Origin of the sequence: Phascolarctobacterium succinatutens (genome assembly GCF_958453765.1) — a bacterium.
GTDB lineage: Bacteria > Bacillota > Negativicutes > Acidaminococcales > Acidaminococcaceae > Phascolarctobacterium_A > Phascolarctobacterium_A succinatutens_B.
In genome coordinates this window covers 1-19,809 of record NZ_CAUDZA010000001.1, presented here as the reverse complement: position 1 = coordinate 19,809, position 19,809 = coordinate 1, and the positions used below count along the sequence as shown (strand labels likewise).

14 protein-coding genes, 3 tRNA genes, 1 riboswitch and 1 other annotated feature are annotated in these 19,809 nt (G+C 47.2%); all 17 genes read left to right on the top strand.

Annotated features, from left to right (window positions below):
- Window positions 1-14 precede the first annotated feature (14 nt).
- The 17 genes from Q7Q81_RS00085 to Q7Q81_RS00005 all read left to right on the top strand — a co-directional run bounded on the left by Q7Q81_RS00085 (window position 15) and on the right by Q7Q81_RS00005 (window position 19,710).
- Window positions 15-185, top strand: coding sequence for a hypothetical protein (locus Q7Q81_RS00085; RefSeq protein ID WP_293724065.1), 171 nt, complete (start codon window positions 15-17; stop codon window positions 183-185).
- A gap of 420 nt (window positions 186-605) precedes the next feature.
- Window positions 606-688, top strand: a riboswitch (ZMP/ZTP riboswitch).
- A gap of 78 nt (window positions 689-766) precedes the next feature.
- Entirely contained in the window at window positions 767-1,975 is a 1,209-nt protein-coding gene (locus tag Q7Q81_RS00080) for an L-lactate MFS transporter (protein WP_304272707.1), read from the top strand.
- A gap of 181 nt (window positions 1,976-2,156) precedes the next feature.
- Window positions 2,157-2,696, top strand: coding sequence for a hypothetical protein (locus Q7Q81_RS00075; RefSeq protein ID WP_304272704.1), 540 nt, complete (start codon window positions 2,157-2,159; stop codon window positions 2,694-2,696).
- Between the two features lie 69 nt (window positions 2,697-2,765).
- Window positions 2,766-2,978 (top strand) — a binding site (T-box leader).
- A gap of 41 nt (window positions 2,979-3,019) precedes the next feature.
- Window positions 3,020-5,674, top strand: a complete 2,655-nt coding sequence (locus Q7Q81_RS00070; protein WP_304272701.1) for a valine--tRNA ligase — start codon at window positions 3,020-3,022, stop codon at window positions 5,672-5,674.
- A gap of 129 nt (window positions 5,675-5,803) precedes the next feature.
- The gene (locus tag Q7Q81_RS00065; protein WP_304272698.1) at window positions 5,804-6,478 is read left to right on the top strand and encodes a hypothetical protein; all 675 of its coding nucleotides are present in this window, start codon (window positions 5,804-5,806) and stop codon (window positions 6,476-6,478) included.
- A 751-nt stretch (window positions 6,479-7,229) separates the two neighbouring features.
- The gene (locus Q7Q81_RS00060) at window positions 7,230-8,570 is read left to right on the top strand and encodes an ATP-binding protein (RefSeq protein ID WP_304272696.1); all 1,341 of its coding nucleotides are present in this window, start codon (window positions 7,230-7,232) and stop codon (window positions 8,568-8,570) included.
- A gap of 435 nt (window positions 8,571-9,005) precedes the next feature.
- Window positions 9,006-9,809 (top strand): DUF805 domain-containing protein, encoded by an 804-nt coding sequence (locus Q7Q81_RS00055; protein WP_304272693.1) that lies wholly within the window; start codon window positions 9,006-9,008, stop codon window positions 9,807-9,809.
- 173 nt (window positions 9,810-9,982) lie between these two features.
- Window positions 9,983-11,287 (top strand): bifunctional folylpolyglutamate synthase/dihydrofolate synthase, encoded by a 1,305-nt coding sequence (locus Q7Q81_RS00050; protein WP_304272690.1) that lies wholly within the window; start codon window positions 9,983-9,985, stop codon window positions 11,285-11,287.
- 390 nt (window positions 11,288-11,677) lie between these two features.
- Window positions 11,678-13,051 carry an O-antigen ligase family protein gene (locus tag Q7Q81_RS00045; RefSeq protein ID WP_304272685.1) on the top strand — a complete coding sequence of 458 codons (1,374 nt, stop codon included), beginning with the start codon at window positions 11,678-11,680 and terminating at the stop codon, window positions 13,049-13,051.
- Between the two features lie 467 nt (window positions 13,052-13,518).
- Window positions 13,519-14,127 (top strand): hypothetical protein, encoded by a 609-nt coding sequence (locus Q7Q81_RS00040; RefSeq protein ID WP_304272682.1) that lies wholly within the window; start codon window positions 13,519-13,521, stop codon window positions 14,125-14,127.
- A 188-nt stretch (window positions 14,128-14,315) separates the two neighbouring features.
- Window positions 14,316-16,913, top strand: coding sequence for a DNA polymerase I (gene polA, locus Q7Q81_RS00035; RefSeq protein ID WP_304272679.1), 2,598 nt, complete (start codon window positions 14,316-14,318; stop codon window positions 16,911-16,913).
- Between the two features lie 39 nt (window positions 16,914-16,952).
- Window positions 16,953-17,765, top strand: a complete 813-nt coding sequence (mutM, locus tag Q7Q81_RS00030) for a bifunctional DNA-formamidopyrimidine glycosylase/DNA-(apurinic or apyrimidinic site) lyase (protein ID WP_304273118.1) — start codon at window positions 16,953-16,955, stop codon at window positions 17,763-17,765.
- 12 nt (window positions 17,766-17,777) lie between these two features.
- The gene (gene coaE / locus Q7Q81_RS00025; protein WP_304272677.1) at window positions 17,778-18,386 is read left to right on the top strand and encodes a dephospho-CoA kinase; all 609 of its coding nucleotides are present in this window, start codon (window positions 17,778-17,780) and stop codon (window positions 18,384-18,386) included.
- Window positions 18,376-18,996: a lytic transglycosylase domain-containing protein gene (locus tag Q7Q81_RS00020; RefSeq protein ID WP_304272674.1), complete on the top strand. Its 621-nt coding sequence runs from the start codon at window positions 18,376-18,378 to the stop codon at window positions 18,994-18,996. The genes coaE and Q7Q81_RS00020 overlap by 11 nt, the downstream gene beginning before the upstream one ends.
- A gap of 108 nt (window positions 18,997-19,104) precedes the next feature.
- Window positions 19,105-19,190: transfer RNA gene (locus tag Q7Q81_RS00015), tRNA-Leu, on the top strand.
- A gap of 29 nt (window positions 19,191-19,219) precedes the next feature.
- Window positions 19,220-19,305: transfer RNA gene (locus Q7Q81_RS00010), tRNA-Leu, on the top strand.
- Window positions 19,306-19,624: 319 nt separating this feature from the next.
- Window positions 19,625-19,710: transfer RNA gene (locus Q7Q81_RS00005), tRNA-Leu, on the top strand.
- The last annotated feature ends 99 nt before the right edge of the window (window positions 19,711-19,809 follow it).

Below are 19,809 nucleotides of genomic sequence, written 5' to 3'. Positions count from 1 at the left end.
AAGAGGTGTTTCGTATGGCAACCTGGATTATTGGTCTGATTATTGTTGGTTGTGTGTATTTGGCATCCAAGCAGGTCATCAAGGCACATAAAACCGGTGGCTGCATTGGTTGTGATGCCGGTGGCGGTAAGGGTTGCTGCCCGCATTGCAAGCATACGACAACTGTAAATCTTCGTAAGAAATAAATTTAGCTTGATGAGTATTAAAGGGCCGCGCGTTCGCGCGGCTCTTTTTGTGCTTGTGTGAGCTTTAGCTCAGCCTTCTTGCCTGCCCCATAAGGGAAGGTGCCGAACGAAGTGAGGCGGAAGGGGGGCGTATGTGTCGCAATTAAATATCGCAACCCTTCCGTCTGCTCGCAAAGCTCGCAGCCACCTTCCCTTTCAGGGAAGATATAATGATATATTGAAACTCTAACTTTCTATATGCTCCCTGCAAGGGAGCTGGCATCGCCGTAGGCGATGACTGAGGGTTGTGCCCCATAGGGGAAGGTGCCGAGCGAAGTGAGGCGGAAGGGAAAATTCTCTACACTATATAGTATTAAAATATTAACAAAACACTATATGTTGACAATTGCGTAATTTTGTGTATAATAGAGTCATAACCTAATGCAGTCTGCTTCCTGACGGATGAGTGGAATTGACCACGTGGAGGCAGATGAATGTATGCGCCGACCGTCTGGGCAAAATCGCCCAGACGTTTTTTCTTTATAAGGAGCAAAAGGAAAACCCGGGTGACTAGGTAATACTTGTAAAGAGAGGTATTCATAATGCAACAGACAAAAAACAGATGGCTGATCGTGCTGGCAGCCATCGGCATTCACATCAGCATTGGCAGCGTATACGCATGGAGTGTACTGACTAAGCCTATTATGCAGGCTATGGGGTTTTCGCTGAAGGAGGTTACCTGGACCTTTTCACTGGCGATTTTGTTCCTGGGTACTTCCGCAGGCTTTTTGGGAACGTATGTTGAAAAATACGGTCCGCGCCGCAGCGGTCTGATATCCATGTGCTTTTTCGTAAGCGGCTTGCTGGGTACAGCCTATGCACTGACGCAGCACAGCCTGATGCTGTTATATCTTTTTTACGGCGTTATCGGCGGTATCGGTCTGGGAACAGGCTATATTACGCCGGTGTCTACACTGGTGAAGTGGTTCCCCAATAATCGCGGTCTCGCAACCGGCCTGGCGATTATGGGTTTTGGCTTTGCTAGTCTCGTTGCAGGTCCTTTGATGCAGATTTTGATTGCTAAATACGGCCTGATTGAAAACTTTGTGATTCTGGCCTGCATTTATGCAGTAGTTATGACTGCTTCCGCGCTTTATCTGGAGCCGCCTAAGCAGGAAACTGCAGCAGGCAAGGGACAGTTTAAGGCAAATATGCCTGAGCATGTGCAGTACACTGTGAAGGAGGCTATGCACACCTGGCAGTTCTATGCTTTGTGGTGGATTTTCTTTACGAACATCACCTGCGGTATCGGTCTTTTGGCTGTAGCTTCGCCCATGGCACAGGAGGTTATCGGTATGTCTCCGATTGCGGCGGCGTCTATGGTTGGTATCATCGGCCTGCTGAACGGCGGCGGCCGTATTGTGTGGTCCACTATTTCCGACTATATTGGCCGTGCGAATACCTATCTGGCATTTTTCGTGATTGAGATTGTGGCCTTCTACCTTTTGGGTGGCGTAAATGAAAGCTTTATGTTCCAACTGCTGGTTTTCATTATCATCACCTGCTACGGCGGCGGCTTCTCCTGCATGCCGGCATATCTGAGCGATTTGTTTGGCACGAAGCAGCTGAGCGCAATCCACGGACGTATTTTAACAGCGTGGGGTCTGGCAGGTATTGCCGGACCGCTGCTTTTATCCGTAATTTACGAGCGCACACACAGCTACAGCTTTACCCTGTACTTTTTCAGCGCCTGCTTTGTAGTAAGCCTGCTGCTGGCAGCAGTGCTCAAGCTGAAGGGCAAAACTGCCTGAGCTTTTGCCTGAAGAAGCAAGTTCCACTGAAAAATAACTTTTTTAGCTAAAAAAACGAAAAATTTTAAGCGTCCTACCCTAAAACTGCTTTTGGGGTGGGGCGCTTTTTCGCTCCCTGGCATATAATAAGCGTAGAGAAAAGCAAAAAGCTTAAGCAGATGTAAAAAAGGGGGCGTAGATTATGAAAAAGCATTTTAAGTATCTGGCAACGGCAGGCTTGATTGCAGCGCTGTTTTTGTCGGCGGGCTGCGGCGATGATGCCAAGGACAAAAAGCCTGCGCCTGAGCCGGAGAAGAAGGTGGAGAATATTGTAGTAAAACCTCAGGACGGAAAATATTACAGATATCCAGATTACATTAAGGATGTGACCAAAACACCGAAGATGACACCGGAAATAGTTAAGTACATTGATGATTTTGCTTCGACGCTTAAATTCCATCCGGATTCCAAGGGAAAATTCACCAATAACTCCCTGATAAAGAATCCGGAAGAAAAAATTCACTATATCAATATGTCTGCTCTTGGTCCAAATCATAACAATAAGATCAAGTTTAAAAATTCCAAAGGTAAGGAAGTTTATCAGCAGGAGGTTTACAGCATCAATATGACGATAGATGCCGCTACCGATAAATTAAAGTCTGTAAGATGCTCTATTTTCGAACAGAATCCGGATATTCCTGATGGCAAAACTACATATGTTGTGAAAAAAAGATTTGATTGAGCTGTTTTACTAAAATCATCTTGACAATCCCACCTCTTCCTTGCTAAGATATAGAGTATAACAAAATATCTACAGGCAAGGAACGAGAGGCTTATCTCCGTAAAGCCACTAAAGAGAAGCAGCGGTTGGTGCAAGCTGTGTGGCGGTGAGGTGAGTGTAGCTCGGGAGCTGTTTTGCTGAACATTGCAGTAGGCAAAAACGTGCGCACACGTTACGTGCATTGAGTGCCTTGTGCAAAAAGCATAAGGAAGATAGGTGGTACCACGATTATTCGCCCTGTCCGTAAAGGACAGGGCTTGTTTATTTTAAGGAGGAATTTTTTTATGTGTGAAGAGCATAATATCCCTAAGGTTTATGATCCTGCTTCCGTAGAGAAGAAATGGTATAAATTCTGGGAAGAGCATCGTTATTTTCATGCCGAAGTAGAAGAGGGCAAGGAAGCCTTCAGTATTGTTATCCCCCCACCGAATATCACCGGTCAGCTGCATATGGGCCATGCACTGGATAATACCCTGCAGGATATCCTGATCCGCTGGCACCGCATGATGGGCCACAACACTCTGTGGATGCCCGGCTATGACCATGCAGGTCTGGCAACCCAGATTAAGGTTGAAGAGGTTATCAAAAAAGAGGAAGGCAAGACTCGTTATGACCTGGGCCGCGAAGAGTTCCTGAAACGCGTTTGGAAATGGAAGGAGCAATATGGCGACCGCATTATCAACCAGCTGAAGCATCTGGGCGTTTCCTGCGACTGGGAGCGTAAGCGCTTTACTATGGATGAAGGCTGCTCCAAGGCTGTTCGCGAGGTTTTCTGCACTCTGTTTGAAAAGGGCCTGATTTACAAAGGCACCCGTATCACCAACTGGTGCGTAAACTGCAACACCGCACTGAGCGATATCGAGGTTGAGCATAAGGATGACCCGGGCCATCTCTGGTACATCAACTACCCCGTAGTTGAAGAAGAAGGCCGCAGCCTGATGATTGCAACCACCCGTCCGGAAACTCTGCCCGGCGATACTGCAGTAGCAGTTAATCCGGAGGACCCGCGTTATGGCGACCTGGTTGGCAAAACCCTGCGTTTGCCAACTACCGACAGAATTATTCCTATTATCGCCGACAGCTATGTTGATACCAAATTTGGTACCGGCGCTGTAAAAATTACTCCGTCCCATGATCCTAACGACTATGAGATGGGTATCCGCCACAACCTGCCGAGCATCGTTGTTATCGGCATGGATGGCATTATGACTAAGGAAGCAGGCAAATACGAAGGCATGACCCGTGAGGAATGCCGTAAGGCTATCGTTGCCGACCTGAAGGCTGACGGCTATCTGGTTAAGGTTGAAGAGCATTCCCATGCTGTAGGCCACTGCCAACGCTGCGGCCATGCTGTTGAATCCCAGGTTTCCACCCAATGGTTCGTTAAGATGGAGCCTTTGGTTAAGGCTGCTGTGGACTGCGTTGAAGACGGCCGTACTCAGTTCGTACCGGAACGCTTCACCAAAACCTATACCGGCTGGATGGATAACATCCGCGACTGGTGTATTTCCCGTCAGATCTGGTGGGGCCACCGCATTCCTGTATGGTACTGCGATGACTGCGGCGAAATGAGCGCCAGCCGCACCGATTTGACTGTCTGCCCGAAATGCGGCAGCGCACATATCCATCAGGACGAGGACGCACTGGACACCTGGTTCAGCTCCGCTCTGTGGCCGTTCTCTACCATGGGCTGGCCGGATAAAACTCCGCTGCTGAAGCAATTCTATCCGACAAGCGTGCTCGTAACCGGTTACGATATCATCTTCTTCTGGGTTGCACGTATGCTGATTATGGGTATGGAATTCATGCATGAGATTCCGTTCGACAAGGTATTCATCCATGGTCTGGTTCGCGACAGCCAAGGCCGTAAGATGTCCAAATCCTTGGGCAACGGCATCGACCCGCTGGAGGTTATTGATCAATACGGCGCCGATACATTGCGCTTCATGCTGATTACCGGCAACACCCCGGGCAACGATATGCGCTTCTACTGGGAGCGCGTTGAGGCAACCCGTAACTTTGCCAACAAAATCTGGAACGCTTCCCGTTTCGCTCTGATGAACATGGAAGGTTACGATGCCAACGCTAAGCTGGCTCCGTATACCTTGGCTGATAAATGGATTCTGTCCCGTCTGCAGTACACCGCTAAGAGCGTTACCGAAATGCTGGAGAAGTTCGAGCTGGGCGAAGCTGGCCGCATGATTTACGACTTCATCTGGGGCGAGGTCTGCGACTGGTATATCGAGCTGGCTAAACCGCGTCTGTATAATAAAGAAAACGCTGAAGAGCGTGCAACCGCACAGCATGTTCTGGCAACCGTACTGACCAGCGCTATGCAGCTGCTGCATCCGTACATGCCGTTCATCACCGAGGAAATTTACCAATGCCTGCCGCATGAAGCAGAAAGCATTATGATTTCCAAGTGGCCTGAGGCTGACGAGGCTCTGATGGACGACGAGGCTGAACGTCTGATGGGCGCTATTATGGAAAGCATCAAGGCTATCCGTAACATGCGTGCAGAGGTTAACGTACCGCCCGGAAAGAAGGTTCCGGCAACCATGCTGGCTGCTGCCGACCTGAAGGACGGCATTGAGGCTAACGCTGACTACATCCATCTGATGGGCGCTATCAGCGAGCTGACTGTGCTGGCTGACAATGCTGCTAAACCGGAAAATGCTATGGCTGCAGTTGTAGCAGGCATTGAGGTTTATCTGCCGCTGGCAGGCCTGATTGATGTCGAGAAGGAAAATGCCCGCCTAAACAAGGAGCTGGCTGCTATCGACAAGGAGCTGAGCCGTGTTGAAGGCAAGCTGGGCAACGCCGGCTTCCTGGCTAAAGCACCCGAGGCTGTTATCGAAAAAGAGAAGGCTAAGGCTGAAGAGCTGAATGGTAAAAAGGCTGCGATTAACGAGCGCCTGGAATACCTGAAGACTCTATAAGACTGACTGAAGTGATTTTTGTTACATTTTAGACAGTTTAGGAGAGCTACCGTAAAATTTGCGGTAGCTCTCTTTTTTTGCAGAAAGGGTGTGTTATAATAAAGTTAATAAATATAGGGAGGCGTGAACATGAAAAAGGTATTAGCTTTAGGTGCGAGTGTAGCAATGCTGCTGAGCTTTACGCTGCAGGCAGAGGCTGGTTTTAACTTGGGTAATATTGCCAACAAGATTGCCAATAAGGCTGTGGACAGTGCAATGCATTCCGGTAGTAAGAAGACGGATAGCAGTGCTGCTAAAAAGAAGAGCGAACAAGGCATGACTAAAGAAGAGCGTGCAGATGCAGCTGCGGCAAAGCAGGGCGTTAAAATTACCAGAACTAAGGTTGATGGTTCCGTGCCGACTGCTTTTTATGGCGAGCTGGACCCGCTGCCTCCTGATGCGTTTGAGGAGCGCCCGGGTTGGTTTGATAACCGTACCAACATTTATGTGATGACGAACGCGCGCCTCATAGCGGAATATGAAAATATGGATAAATGGCGTACTCATGCCAAGGAGACTGGCATTGGCTGGGTAGAGCCTGATATGTGCCGTTATGAGGAGCTGGGTGATGAAATTCAGCACCGCATAACTGCTCTGGAGCGTTATGGCCATAATGTTGACGCGGGCTGGCTGGATATGGCCAATGACAGTGCGAGAAATGAAACCTATAAGCGTGCTGTGGCAAGCAACATTGAACCGCTGCGCAAGTATGGTTTAGGGCTGAAAACATCGGCATTGCCCGGTTATCATCCGGAGAGAAATTAAAGACTTTGGTAAAAAGCGGTAAGCGAACAATAAAAAAGCACGGCGAAAGCCGTGCGGAATTTGTGAAATAAGCTAGGTTAGCTTGTCAAAAGCGCTTATCTGTGTTATTATAAGTGTAGAAAAGGTGCCGACGATAGACGGTTAACCATTGAAAAGTTTTATCTACAAAAAGTAACCGCTTGTTTTCTCAGGACAGGGCGGTTATTTTTTTGCGTTTTTGTTGATTTCCATACCTAGTTTAATGCAGGCTATGCATAAGCTCAGCAAAGCAATAACTTCGAGTATATCCATCAGCAACACCTCCCTCTTGTGGGATTTTCAGTGAAACTGAATTTATCACGTCAGAGGGTTAACCGCCTACCGTTATGGAAGCACCATAAGAATATTCTACCACAAGAATGGAGAGCGTAAAACGAACAAGCTGTGAAGGTTTAGTGGTGTACGCTTTTTGCCCTGCAGACAGCACTCCCTAAAAACCGTACAAAAGCGTACAAACCGTACAATCCCTTGCCATATGCGGCTTTGGGGCTGTACGGTTTTTTGCATGTGTACGGTATTGAGCTGGCGAATTTTAAAATATTCTCATGAAATTGTAGTCGACACTTCAAAATAGGCTCATGAAATTGTTGTCAATACCCAAAAATATCCTCATGAAATTGTAATGAACCCCTAAAAATAGACTCATTTTTTTGTTGAAGGAGTATTGCATACGTTGTATAATAGAAAAAGAGCACAAAAGGAGGGTGAAGGCATGACTTATCTGGAGAGAAAAATAGATACCTATCTGATGCAGTGGAAGCAGGAAAAAGAGCATAAGCCGCTGATTGTTAAAGGTCCTCGCCAGGTAGGCAAAACTGAATCTGTCAGACGTTTTGCTGAAGCAAATTACGAGCATGTTATTTACATAAATTTTGTTGAAGAACCCAAGTACAAGATGATTACTGCTGATGGTTATAATACAGATGCGATTATAAAAAATATTTCCTTGCTGGATACAAGTAAAATATTCGAGCCGCAGAAAACAATAATCTTCTTTGATGAATTACAGGATTTTCCTGAAATTGCTACAGCGTTAAAATTTTTTAAGCTTGATGGACGTTTTGATGTTATCTGCAGTGGTTCCATGCTTGGTATCAATTACAAAAGGATTGAAAGCAACAGTGTAGGCTATAAAACAGATTACGAAATGTATTCCCTGGATTTTGAGGAATTTTTGTGGGCCAAGGGACATCAAAAATCGGTGCGCGACAGTTTCTTAGAGCATATGCGCACGCTTAAGCCTTTCAGTGAGGTTGAAATGCAGGTGTTCATGCAATTATTTACCGAGTACTGCATTTTAGGCGGCATGCCTGCTGTGGTGCGCGAATACATAGAGAAGGGAACCTTTGCAGGTTCTCTGGAAACACAAAGGCAGCTGTTGGCGGATTATGAAGAGGATATACGTAAGTATGCAGATGGCATGGACCAGACACGTATTCTGAATGTATTCAAGCATATACCTGTACAGCTGGCGAAGGATAATAAAAAGTTTCAGATAACGAAGGTAGCTAGGGGGGCACGCTTTAAGGATTATCGCGGTTGCATAGAATGGCTGTGTGATGCAGGGATTATTAATGCTTGCTACTGTCTGTCTTTTCCTGAGCTGCCGCTTAAGGGCAATTATGATGAGACGAAATATAAGCTGTATATGGCTGATACCGGTCTGTTGGTGGCCATGCTTGACGATGAGGCGCAGGAGGATTTGCGTGCCTATAAAAATTTAGGTGTCTATAAGGGGGCGTTGTACGAAAATATTGCAGCAGAGGCGTTGAAAAAAGCCGGCTGTGGTTTGTATTATTATAAAAAGGATGATTCTACGCTGGAAGAAGACTTCTTTATGCGTACTGCTGACAATCTTGTGCCGGTTGAGGTTAAAGCGACTAATAACATGGCCCGCTCCTTGAATACCTTGATTAATAGCGATAAGTATCCTGATATAAGATTCGGGATTAAGGTTGTAGGTGGTAATATAGGCTACAATAATAATGTCTATACGTTTCCTTATTTCTGCACCTTTTTGTTGAAGGAGTATTTGCGCAGCTTTGGCAGGTAGGCCTGCCTAAACTTGCCAAAAGCTTGTATCTGTGCTATTATAAATATAGAAAAGGTGCTTCCGATAGACGGTTGCCCTTAAAAACTTTTAGTTATGAAAAATAACCGTCAGTTTGCGAGGCTGGGCGGTTATTTTTTTGCGTTCTTGTTGATTTCCATACCTAATTTAATGCAAGCAATGCATAAGCTCAGCAAAGCAATAACTTCGAGTATATCCATCAGTAACACCTCCCTCTTGCGGGATTTTCAGTGAAACTGAATTTATCACGTCAGAGGGCAACCGCCTACCGTTATGGAAGCACCATAAAAATATTTTAACATATATAAAGGAAAGTGTACAACGAACAAGCTGTGAAGGTTTGGCACTGTAAGCTTTTTACTCTCTTGAATTGCAGTGCTTCTTGGGTTACAATAAAAGAAAAAGGGGGCGATGAAAATGGCTAAATTCTGTACTAATTGCGGAAGTGAAATTAAACCAGGTGCCAAATTTTGCGAGAATTGCGGACAAAAGCTGGAGCAGGAGCAAAAGCCGCAGGAGGGAGCAGGCGGAATTGCCGCGGCTGCCGGAGCTGTTGGTGCAGCCGGTTCTGCTTCCGGTGCCGATACAAGCTATAAAAAAAGCATTGGCGACAGCCACGATAATTTTGAGTCGGGAGCTAAGGCTGATGCTGCGCAGGTAAATCATAATACCGATAGTCAGGAAAATTCCTATAATAATTTTACTGCCGATAATCAGCAAAAGTTTGCGGAGGAACGTTTTGGCAGCAAGGATGATAACGGTTCTGCCGCTTATAATACACCGCCGGGAGCAGGTAAGAAGTTTTTGAATCTTGGCGAGGGCCTGAATCTGCTGTTTAAGGACAGCAGTGCGGATAAGGAAGCGGTTTTCAAGGAACTGTTCTTTACGTCTGAAGGACGCTTGAACCGCAAGTCATATATTTACAGAAGCTTTTTCCTGTCAGTGGTGCTTTGTGTGGTGCAGGGGATTTTGACCTTTGCAGCCGATACTTTCGGCGCTCTTGATCTTCTCTTTTCGATTATTGCCTTTGTGCTAGGAATCTTCCAGTTGGCAGCTAATATTATGATGGGCGTGCGCCGCTTGCATGATTTGGATAAATGTGGCTGGTGGATGCTGCTTTTGATTGTGCCGCTGGTTAATCTTTTCTTCTGCCTTTATCTTTTATTTTTCAAAGGAACAGAAGGACCGAACCAATATGGCGAGGATCCCTTGCAGCAGTAGGACTGCTTTGGCAGCTGAAAGCTATTATATATAATATGTAAGTATTTCGCTTAACAAAATAGTCGCTCGTTCTTGTGACGCAGTGGCTATTTTTGTGCTTTTTCGCAAGACGCGGCGCGCGAAACTATGTTATAATAAACTGTTAGTTAATTATTGATGGAGGCGTAAGCACAATGAATTATACAGAAAGCCTGGCATATTTAGACAGCCTGGGCAAATTTGGCATTAAGCTCGGTATGGAGCGTATTGAAGGACTTTTGCGGGAGTTGGGAAACCCGGAGCAAAAGATTAAAACAGTGCATGTAACCGGTACTAACGGTAAAGGCTCTGTTACCAGCATGATTACGAATATTCTGCTGGCAGCAAACCTGAAGGTGGGCAAGTTCACTTCCCCACATCTGGTGAAGTACAACGAACGCATCAACCTCAACGGCAAGGATATCAGCGACGAGGATTTTGCTACGGCGATTACTGCGGTAAAGGTTGCTGCCGATAGCGTTGTCAAAAAGGGCGTGTGCGAGCAGCCGACGCAGTTTGAGATTCTGACGGCGGCAGCATTTTTATATTTTTATCTGCAGAAGGTGGATTATGCTGTTATTGAGGTAGGCATGGGCGGCCTGTGGGATTCCACCAACGTGATTACGCCTGTAGTTAGCGTTATTACCAATGTTGCGCTGGACCATACAGACCGCTGCGGCAAAACTTTGGAGCGCATTGCTATGCAGAAGGCAGGCATTATCAAGGAGAAGGTGCCTCTGGTTACCGCTGCCGAAGGCAATGAAGCTCTTGGTCCTATTGTAAGCCTGGCTATGTTTAAGGAAGCGCCTGTTTATCTTTACGGCAAGGCTTTTCACGGCACGGAGGTAAAAAGCTCGATGGAGGGCCAGACCTTTACGCTGCATGCAGGTGATTTTTATCATTCCGATTACGAAATCAAGCTGCCGGGCGAGCATCAGATTAAGAATACCAGCGTAGCGATTGTTGCTGCCAAGCTGGTGAGCAAGCAGGATGACCGCATTAACGAGCTGGCGCTGCATGTGGGTGTAGCGAATACCGTTTGGCCGGGACGTTTGGAGCGTATTCATAAGAATCCGGATATTATTCTGGACGGTGCGCACAATCCTGACGGTGCCAAGGCTCTGCGTAATGCTTTGGATAAATACTATCCCGGCAAGCAGGTGCAGTTTGTCTTTGGCATGATGGGTGACAAGGATATGAGCGGTGTTATCAAAACACTGATTAAGCAGGATGATGTTGTTTACACCGTGCGTGCCGATGAGGGTGCGCGTGCTGCGGAGGCTGCGGATTTGGCGAAGCTGGTGGGTAGCAATGCTGTGGCGGAGGCTGATCTTGCTACGGCGTATGATGCTGCTATCAGCGGAGCAGGCACTGACGGTGTTGTGTGCGTTTGCGGCAGCCTGTATCTGGTGGGCGAGTTTAAGAAGATGCTGCTGGCATATAAGCGTGGGATGAACTGAAGGCGATATTGAGGTTTATTGACTTCGGTAACGAGTATCTGCATCGCAATTAAATATCGTTTCAGTCAGAAGCAATTTTCCCGTGCCTTAGGGCACAACGCAAATTTCGTGTGGAACCAGGACGAAGCTTCGGTAAAATTTGTCAGACGGTAAGAGAAAGTTACGTACCCTTGCTTCTATGGTTCCGGACACTCATTTGCTAAAATTGCTATTCCTTACACGATATATTAATTGCTCGCTAAGGCTGTTTGCTAACCTTCTTGCCTGCCCCTCGGGGAAGGTGCCGAGCGAAGCGAGGCGGAAGGGGGCGTATCTGCGTCGCAATTAAATGTTGCGCTGCGATATATTAATTGCTCGTTTAGAAAATAGAATTTTTTGTTAGGGTGTATCATGACAAAACTGGCAAATTATCTCGAAAATAAAATATGGTATATGCTGCTGTTTACTGTGGCGGTTATTCCTCTGGAGCAGGAGTTCACCTCCTTCTGTGTGGCGATGACCTTTATCGGTGCAGTGATTGTGTCGCATGTTAAGGGGCGCCCGCAGCAGGAGAATGTGCTGAAGCCGTGGCAGCAGGGAGCGTTTTATCTTCTTTTGCTGATTGCGGTTGTTTCGGTATATTTTTCCTTGGACAGATTTTTGTCCTTCTGGAATTTGGTGTATGTTGTAGGCCAGTATGCGGCGCTGTTTTTTGTGCTGCTGCGTTACGGCCGCAGCAGTGAGCAGGACAGGGCAAGTCTGACTGCCTGTGAGGCTGAGCCGCTGACGCAAAGTGAGGCTTGGAAAAATGCTGACGCTAAGCAAAAATTTGCGCTTGAGTGGCAGCGCTTCGGCATACTGCCGCGCCCGCTGCAGCTTATCGGTGCCTTTTTAGGCGTATCGCTGCTGGTGAGTGCAATCGGTATTGCGCAGAAGATTTTCGGCGTTACGGCTGAGGGCATCTGGGTGGACCCGGCGCAGTTCCCTGATTTGAAGGTGCGCGTTTTCTCTACGCTGGTTAACCCCAATATCCTGGCAGGCTATCTTGTGCTGGTTGTTGCTTACAGTACAGCCTTTTTCAATCAGACGAAGGCGTATAAAAAATGGCGTCTGGCGTTTCTTGTTACGGGACTTTTGGCAGCAGTCTGCCTGCTTTATACATATTCACGCGGTAACTGGGTAGCCTGCGCTGTGATGCTGCTGGCGTTCTGCGTGCTGTTCTGCCGTAAGGCTTTTATTCCTGTCCTTGGCGGCGGTGCGGCGGCTCTGGCGCTTGGCGGGCAGGCAGTGCTGCAGCGTCTGGAATCTATTCGCGGTGGCTATGGTGGTGACACCTCTATTGCTTTGCGCATGGCTTATTTGAAGAGCACCAAGTGGATTATTGAGGAATTCCCGTTTGGTGTAGGCTGGTATGGCTATCGTTTTGTATATCCGACGTATAATTTCTATTTGGCGGACAAGAACGTTATCATGTACCACTGTCACAATATCTTCTTGAATATCTGGGCGGAGCTTGGAGCGCATGGTTTGCTGGCCTTTCTTGTTATCTGGTTCGGCATTTTTCTGCCTGCAGGCTGGAAGCTGGCATATCATGGACGCAGCTTGTGGCTGAAGGCTATGGGACGCGGTTATGTGCTGGCAACAGTAGGCATTATTATTGGCGGGTTGACGGACCATGTTTATTTTAATACTCAGATGGGATTATTGTTTTGGACCTTGGGTGGTTTGACTTTGCTTTGTGCCGGAATAAATGAGCGCTCCGATAAAGAAGCAAAGAATCGATAAACAGTTTTAATAAGAATAAATCTAGTACTGATATAAAAGATAATTAGAGGTAAAATAAAACTCGGATTAATTTTTAAAAAATACTAGACAAAAATAATGCGGTATAGTATAATTATGCATATAAAAACTAGTTAATAAAACAGCTCTGGGAACGGAATCTTTACTACGGCTATTTGTGATTCGTGAAGCTCATCAAATAGCCGTAAAAAATAGCGATGAATTTTACGAATAAAGAAAAGAATCTAAATATAGAGAATTTTTTAATTATGATAGACGGGTAAGCAAAAATATAGTGTTTCTATAATCTGGGAAAGGAGAACAGCCTTGAAGGGCATGGGAGAAGTCAGGTAAACAATTAATTTGATTAAGGAAGGGATGATGCAATGTATAAGTGCAGAGAAGCAAGCACTAAGGAAATCATTGCTTTTCAAAAAGAGTTTTGCGAGAATTTGTCAGCAGCTATAGGAATGAATAATAAACATCGCGTTCAGGTAGAATCTTATGAGGAACTGCCGCCATGGAGTTTTGTTTATAATGCTGATGGCAGCGATCGCTTTTTGAAGGATGATATTATTATGCTCAAAGTGTGCGATTTGGAAAAAAGAGTTGTCTATTATCCGGTTTTTCCGGAAAAAAGAGGACTCAAGCTGCTCCAATGCTGGGATATGGCAGTTCCGCCGAAGCTGACTGCATTTGAACAGGAAGGTAAACAGGAAGGCAATGTACATCGTGCCAACCAAAGCTTGCGTAATCTTATCGCCTTTGCCCGTCTGTTTATGCTGTCGCAAAGCCGTTGGCATAAACCTATGGCCTACAGCTTCAATAATATTATTTCGCAATCATATCTCGTGCCGGAGGCAGACGTTGCTCCGGAAACGATTAAGCTTATAAATGATGTAATCGGCAAATATATCAGGGATGATTCCCAAGAGCATTATATTAAATGTGACAATTTACAGGATTTTATAGATTATATTAAAACCAAGTATTCTCTGGTGATGTTTAAGTCGGATGATTTTTCGCTTTTAAGGAAAATACTGCATGACTATTATCCGGCAGAAAAAATATATTTTTAAGCAGTAGCTCAGCGCAGAACACGGCATGCGGACAGTTCTGCGCTTTTGTATTGCATGGATATCAATGCGGCAGCATAAGCCGAAGTTTGCCCTTTCTTACATTTTAGTTACATATTTTCTTGCCTCGCTATGATATAATAATTACATTAATGTTTATTCTATGTGAGCGGCATAGAGGAGGAGCAGTTATGGCAGATAAATTTTTAGTAATAGATGGCAGCAGCTTAATACATAGAGCGTTTTTTGCTTTGCCGCCGCTGACTACGCGTCATGGTATCCATACGGGAGCAGTGTACGGACTGTGCAACATGCTGCTGAAGCTTTTGGATGAGGTGAAGCCGCGTTATATGGCGGTTGCCTTTGATAAATCGCGCAAAACCTTCCGCAGCAAGCTGTATGCGGAGTATAAGGCGCAGCGTAAGCCTACTCCGAGCGAGCTGAGCGAGCAGTTTCCTTTGGCGATGAAGGTTTTGGAATGCATGGGAATCCGCACGTTGGAGCTGGATGATTATGAGGCCGATGATATTATCGGTACCTTTGCTGTGCAGGCACCGCCGGAGGTTGAGGTTATCATTGTTACCGGTGACCGTGATGAGCTGCAGCTTATTGATAAGCGTACCAAGGTTTTTTACACCAAGCGCGGCATCAGCGATATTCAAGTTTTTGATGAGGCGGAATTTGCTGCCAATTATGAGGGCCTGCAGCCTAAGCAGCTTATCGAGTTGAAAGGCCTGATGGGTGATACCTCGGATAATATTCCCGGCGTGCCCGGCGTAGGTCCTAAAACAGCTATGAAGCTGATTAAGGAATACGGTAATGTTGAAACGGTGCTGGAGAATATCGAGAAGGTTTCCGGCAAATCGTTAAAGACGAAGCTGACGGACAATAAGGAATCTGCACTGCTGTCGAAGCAGCTGGCAACAATCTGCACGCAAGCACCGGTTGATACCGCTGTGCAGAACTACGAGCTGCAGCCGATGAAGGAGGAGGCACGCACCCTGCTGCAGGATTTGGAGTTCCGCAATATGTACGAGCGCTTTGCCGCGGTACTTGGCGGTGCGCAGGACAGCTTTGACCTTTTCGGAGAAGCTGTTGAGCAGGAAGGCCTGCCGCAGATTGCTGTAAATACGCCGCAGCTGGCAGAGGAGCTTTTTGGTGCATTGGCTAAAGCAAAGCAGCCTGTTGCTGTGCATGCTCAGGTAGCAGGACAGCTGCCTGAGCTGTATTTCAGCAGTGCCGAAATTTTGGCTGATGATAAAATTTATGTGCTGGGAGCGCAAAGCGGCTGTTGGGATAAATTCGACGCTTGGCTGGCAGACGCGGACAGCAAAAAGATAACGATAGACAGCAAGGAGCTTTATAAATGCTGCCTGTGCCGCAAGGTGAAGGTACAGGGAATAGTTGATGATGTTGCCCTGGCAGGCTATGTTGCCGACCCCGGCCACAGCTCTTACAGCCTGGAGGATTTGAGCCGCCGCAATCTGCCGGGAGTACTGGCAACGCCTTGCGAAAATCTGCAGCAGCTCGCATCTAAGCTGCGCGGACTGTTGGCTGAGCAGCAGCAGCTCAAGCTGTACGAAGAATTTGAGCTGCCGTTGGCACCGGTGCTGGCGCAGATGGAGTTTGCCGGTATTACTCCGGACAAGGAGCTTTTGCTGCAGCTGAACGAAGATATGGGGCACCGTATTGCCAAGCTGGAGGCATTGGCACAGGAGCAGGCGGGCGAAGAATTTAACCTGAAATCTCCCAAGCAGCTGGGCGTGATTTTATTTGAACGCTTGCAGCTGCCGGTAATCAAAAAGACGAAAACAGGCTATTCTACCGATGCCAAGGTATTGGAAGCACTGGAGGGCAAGCATCCGCTGATTGCTACCATTCTGGAGCATCGCAAGCTGGCGAAGCTGCAATCTACCTATCTGGAAGGCCTGCAGCCGTTGATTAATCCTAAAACGGGACGCATTCATACGCACTTCCAGCAGACGGTGACGGTAACAGGACGCTTGTCCAGCACTGATCCTAACCTGCAGAACATTCCTGCACGCACGGAGGAGGGGAGACAGATTCGCCGTATTTTTGTTCCGGGAGCAGGCTATGATCTGCTGATGAGCTGTGATTATTCGCAGGTTGAGCTGCGTATTCTGGCCTGCATTGCGCAGGATGAGCTGCTTTTGGAGGCCTTCCGTCATGGTCAGGATATCCATGCGCGTACAGCTGCCGAGGTTTTCGATGTGCCGCTTGAAGAAGTAACGCCCCAAATGCGCAGCCGTGCGAAGGCTGTTAACTTCGGCATTGTTTACGGTATCAGCGATTTTGGTCTGGCCAAACAGCTTGATGTCGGCCGCAAGGAGGCAGCAGGCTATATTGACAGCTACTTTGAACGCTATACCGGTGTAAAAAAATATATGGAAGATATTGTAGCCAAGGCACGTGAGCAAGGCTATGTCAGCACGCTGATGGGACGCAGACGTTATCTGCCGGAAATCCGCAGCAGTAATTTTAATCTGCGCAGCTTTGCGGAGCGTACCGCTATCAACACCCCGATTCAGGGAACTGCCGCAGATATTATGAAGAAGGCTATGATTGCCGTGCAGCGCGAGCTGGATAAGGCGCAGTGCAAGAGCAGAATCCTGCTGCAGGTACACGATGAGCTGGTGCTGGAAGTTACTGAGGATGAGAAGGAGCAGGCAGCGCAGCTGGTGCGAACAGCCATGGAAGGTGCTGCGTCACTGGATATTCCGCTGCTGGCCGACGTTAATTGCGGTCGTGACTGGGCGGAAACAAAATAACGGATACTTTATGGAAAGAGGGGAAGACCTGTGCCGGAAATGCCTGAGGTGGAGCAGGTGCGCAAAACACTTGCGCCTCATATAGAAGGAAAGAAAATTTTAGCAGTAGAAATATATTTGGAGCGATTGATAAAATATCCTCAGCCTGATGCCTTTATCAAAGGACTGGTGGGCAAAACTATCAGCAGCGTGGGCCGACGCGGTAAATATCTTGTGCTGCATACAGCACCGAAGCAGCAGCTGATAGTGCATCTGCGCATGACAGGCGCGCTGTTGGCGCAGCCGTCAGACGCACCTGCACCGGCTTATGCTAAAATCAAGTTCACGCTTTCTGATGACGTGACGATGTGGTTTACGGATATCCGTACTTTCGGTACGCTGTATCTGGTAACTGATAATGATACATATATTGAAGGCTTTGAAACGCTGGGACCGGAGCCGCTGAGCGAGGGCTTTACTGCCGAGTATCTGCTGCCGTTGGCGCAAAAAAGCAAGAAGGCTATCAAAAGCTTTATTCTGGACCAGCAGATTATTGCCGGCCTTGGCAATATCTATGCCGATGAATGTCTGGCTCTGTCCGGAATTCTGCCTATGCGCAAAGCCTGCAGCCTGAGTGCTGCTGAGGTAGGCAGCTTGTGTGAGGCAGTCAATGCGGTAATCGCGCAGGGCATCAAAAATCGCGGTACAACCTTCCGTGATTATAAGGACGGCGAAGGAAATAAGGGCGATAACCAGAATCATCTGCTGGTATACGGCCGAGGCGGCAAGCCATGTAAAAAATGCGGTACGCTGCTGCAGACAACCAAGGTAGGCGGCAGAGGCACGGTTTATTGTGAGCATTGCCAAAAGTAGGAGTGGAGAATAATGATAACAATAGGTTTGACGGGAGGCATTGCTTCCGGTAAAAGTACAGTTTCGGCAGAGCTGCGCAGCTTAGGCCTGCCTGTTTTTGATGCGGATGCCGAAGCACGTCTGGCAGTAGCTGCAGGCAGCGAAGGACTGGCGCAGGTGATTGCCGTATTGGGCAAGGAATATCTGAGCGAGGAAGGAACACTTGACAGAGCCAAGGTTGCCGAGCGCATTTTTCATGACAAAGAAGCGCTGAAGGCAGTGGAGGCGATTATCCATAAAATAGTCTGGCAGCAGGCAGAAAGCTTTTTGGCTGCAAGCAGCAAACAGGGACATAAGGCAGCGGTGCTGGATGTGCCTCTGCTGATTGAATGCGGCTGGCATAAGAATGTGGACAGCGTATGGCTGGTATCCGTCAGCCGTCAGCAGCAGGTTGAAAGAGCAATGCTGCGCAGCGGTATGACAGCAGATGAGGTGAATGCGCGCATTGAAGCGCAGATGTCCTTGGCAGAAAAGAAAAAATATGCCGATGTAGTATTGGACAACAGTGGCAGTCAGGCGGAAACCATGCAGGCTGTGCGTTCGCAGCTGGAGCTGCTTTTGGGTGGCGTCGGTGAAGAGTAAGCGCAAAGTCCGCAGCAAACGGACTAAGACACACGGAAGGTTGTACAGCTGGCTGCTGCTTCTTGGCGTGTTGCTTGTCATAGGCTTCGGCGGCTGGAAAATCTGGAGCAGCGATACTGTACAGATGCGCTTCGTTTATATGTGGGATTATCAGCAGGATATTGTGACCTACAGTAAGAAAAATAATGTAGATCCTTTTCTGGTTGCTGCCATTATCAAAAATGAAAGCAACTTCAAGCATGATGCTGTTTCCAAAGTCGGAGCAGTAGGCCTGATGCAGATTATGCCGGAAACAGGTCGTTGGATTGCCGAGCAGATGGGCCTGGAGAATTATCAGGACAGTGATTTGTACCAGACTAGAAAAAATATCCGCATGGGCTGCTGGTATGTAGGCGAGCTGGAGCACGAATTTCAGCATAACCTGGTACTGCTGATGGTGGCCTACAATGCGGGGCGCGGACAGACGCATGAATGGATGCAGGAAAACGGCTGGGACTATAATTTCAATGATATAAAATCTATTCCTTACCCTGATACCCGTGAATATGTAGCTAAGGTTATGCAGGATAGGGATAAATATTATCTGCTTTATAAGGATAAGATCAAATAATAGCAAAAGAAGATTTTATAAATTTTTTCGCAAGGTTACTTGACGAACGCGTCAGAGTATGCTATTATATCTATGTTGCTTATGACAGCAACGAAGTGAATAAAGCATGCGGTAGTGGCGGAACGGCAGACGCGCTAGCCTCAGGAGCTAGTGGGGGAGACCCCGTGGAGGTTCAAATCCTCTCTACCGCACCATTTTTATTTATGAACTTTATCCCAAAGACGCGGTCGTGGTGGAACGGCAGACACGCCACTTTGAGGGGGTGGTGGGAGAAATCCCGTGTGGGTTCAAATCCCACCGACCGCACCAACATTGAATTAATGAGGACTTGTGTTAACGCATGAGTCTTTTCTTGTTTTGTGATTTTACGATATTGTAAGAATGTAGCTGCAATATGCAGAAGTCAGCTTTGTTAGGTTTGCTTAAGTATAAAGCATTTATTCGGCGAATAAAGTCTGCTGCTGGCGCTAAATGGTATGGTTCAAAGGAATGCCTCTTACATTCAAATGCTGTCTTCGGATTTAATTTAAATTTTTGCAGAAAAAAATTAAAAATAGTGTTGACATGACATGCCGTTTGTGGTATTATATCTATGTTGCTTATGACGGCAACGAACTGAATACAGTATGCGGTAGTGGCGGAACGGCAGACGCGCTAGCCTCAGGAGCTAGTGGGGGAGACCCCGTGGAGGTTCAAATCCTCTCTACCGCACCATTTAAATCTCAGGTCTAAGAGCATGGCTCTTGGGCTTTTTTGTTGGCATTGGTCCAAATTTTGGGGTTGGGCTGTTACATGAGTGTGGGTGGACCTAGT

What these genes read in the sequence shown, in the direction of transcription:
- Q7Q81_RS00055 (WP_304272693.1), top strand. Translation starts at nt 9,006, where the DNA reads ATGGCTAAATTCTGTACTAATTGCGGAAGTGAAATTAAACCAGGTGCC.
- Q7Q81_RS00050 (WP_304272690.1), top strand. Translation starts at nt 9,983, where the DNA reads ATGAATTATACAGAAAGCCTGGCATATTTAGACAGCCTGGGCAAATTT.
- mutM (WP_304273118.1), top strand. Translation starts at nt 16,953, where the DNA reads ATGCCTGAGGTGGAGCAGGTGCGCAAAACACTTGCGCCTCATATAGAA.
- Q7Q81_RS00075 (WP_304272704.1), top strand. Translation starts at nt 2,157, where the DNA reads ATGAAAAAGCATTTTAAGTATCTGGCAACGGCAGGCTTGATTGCAGCG.
- Q7Q81_RS00045 (WP_304272685.1), top strand. Translation starts at nt 11,678, where the DNA reads ATGACAAAACTGGCAAATTATCTCGAAAATAAAATATGGTATATGCTG.
- Q7Q81_RS00065 (WP_304272698.1), top strand. Translation starts at nt 5,804, where the DNA reads ATGAAAAAGGTATTAGCTTTAGGTGCGAGTGTAGCAATGCTGCTGAGC.
- Q7Q81_RS00040 (WP_304272682.1), top strand. Translation starts at nt 13,519, where the DNA reads ATGAATAATAAACATCGCGTTCAGGTAGAATCTTATGAGGAACTGCCG.
- Q7Q81_RS00060 (WP_304272696.1), top strand. Translation starts at nt 7,230, where the DNA reads ATGACTTATCTGGAGAGAAAAATAGATACCTATCTGATGCAGTGGAAG.
- coaE (WP_304272677.1), top strand. Translation starts at nt 17,778, where the DNA reads ATGATAACAATAGGTTTGACGGGAGGCATTGCTTCCGGTAAAAGTACA.
- Q7Q81_RS00080 (WP_304272707.1), top strand. Translation starts at nt 767, where the DNA reads ATGCAACAGACAAAAAACAGATGGCTGATCGTGCTGGCAGCCATCGGC.
- Q7Q81_RS00070 (WP_304272701.1), top strand. Translation starts at nt 3,020, where the DNA reads ATGTGTGAAGAGCATAATATCCCTAAGGTTTATGATCCTGCTTCCGTA.
- polA (WP_304272679.1), top strand. Translation starts at nt 14,316, where the DNA reads ATGGCAGATAAATTTTTAGTAATAGATGGCAGCAGCTTAATACATAGA.
- Q7Q81_RS00085 (WP_293724065.1), top strand. Translation starts at nt 15, where the DNA reads ATGGCAACCTGGATTATTGGTCTGATTATTGTTGGTTGTGTGTATTTG.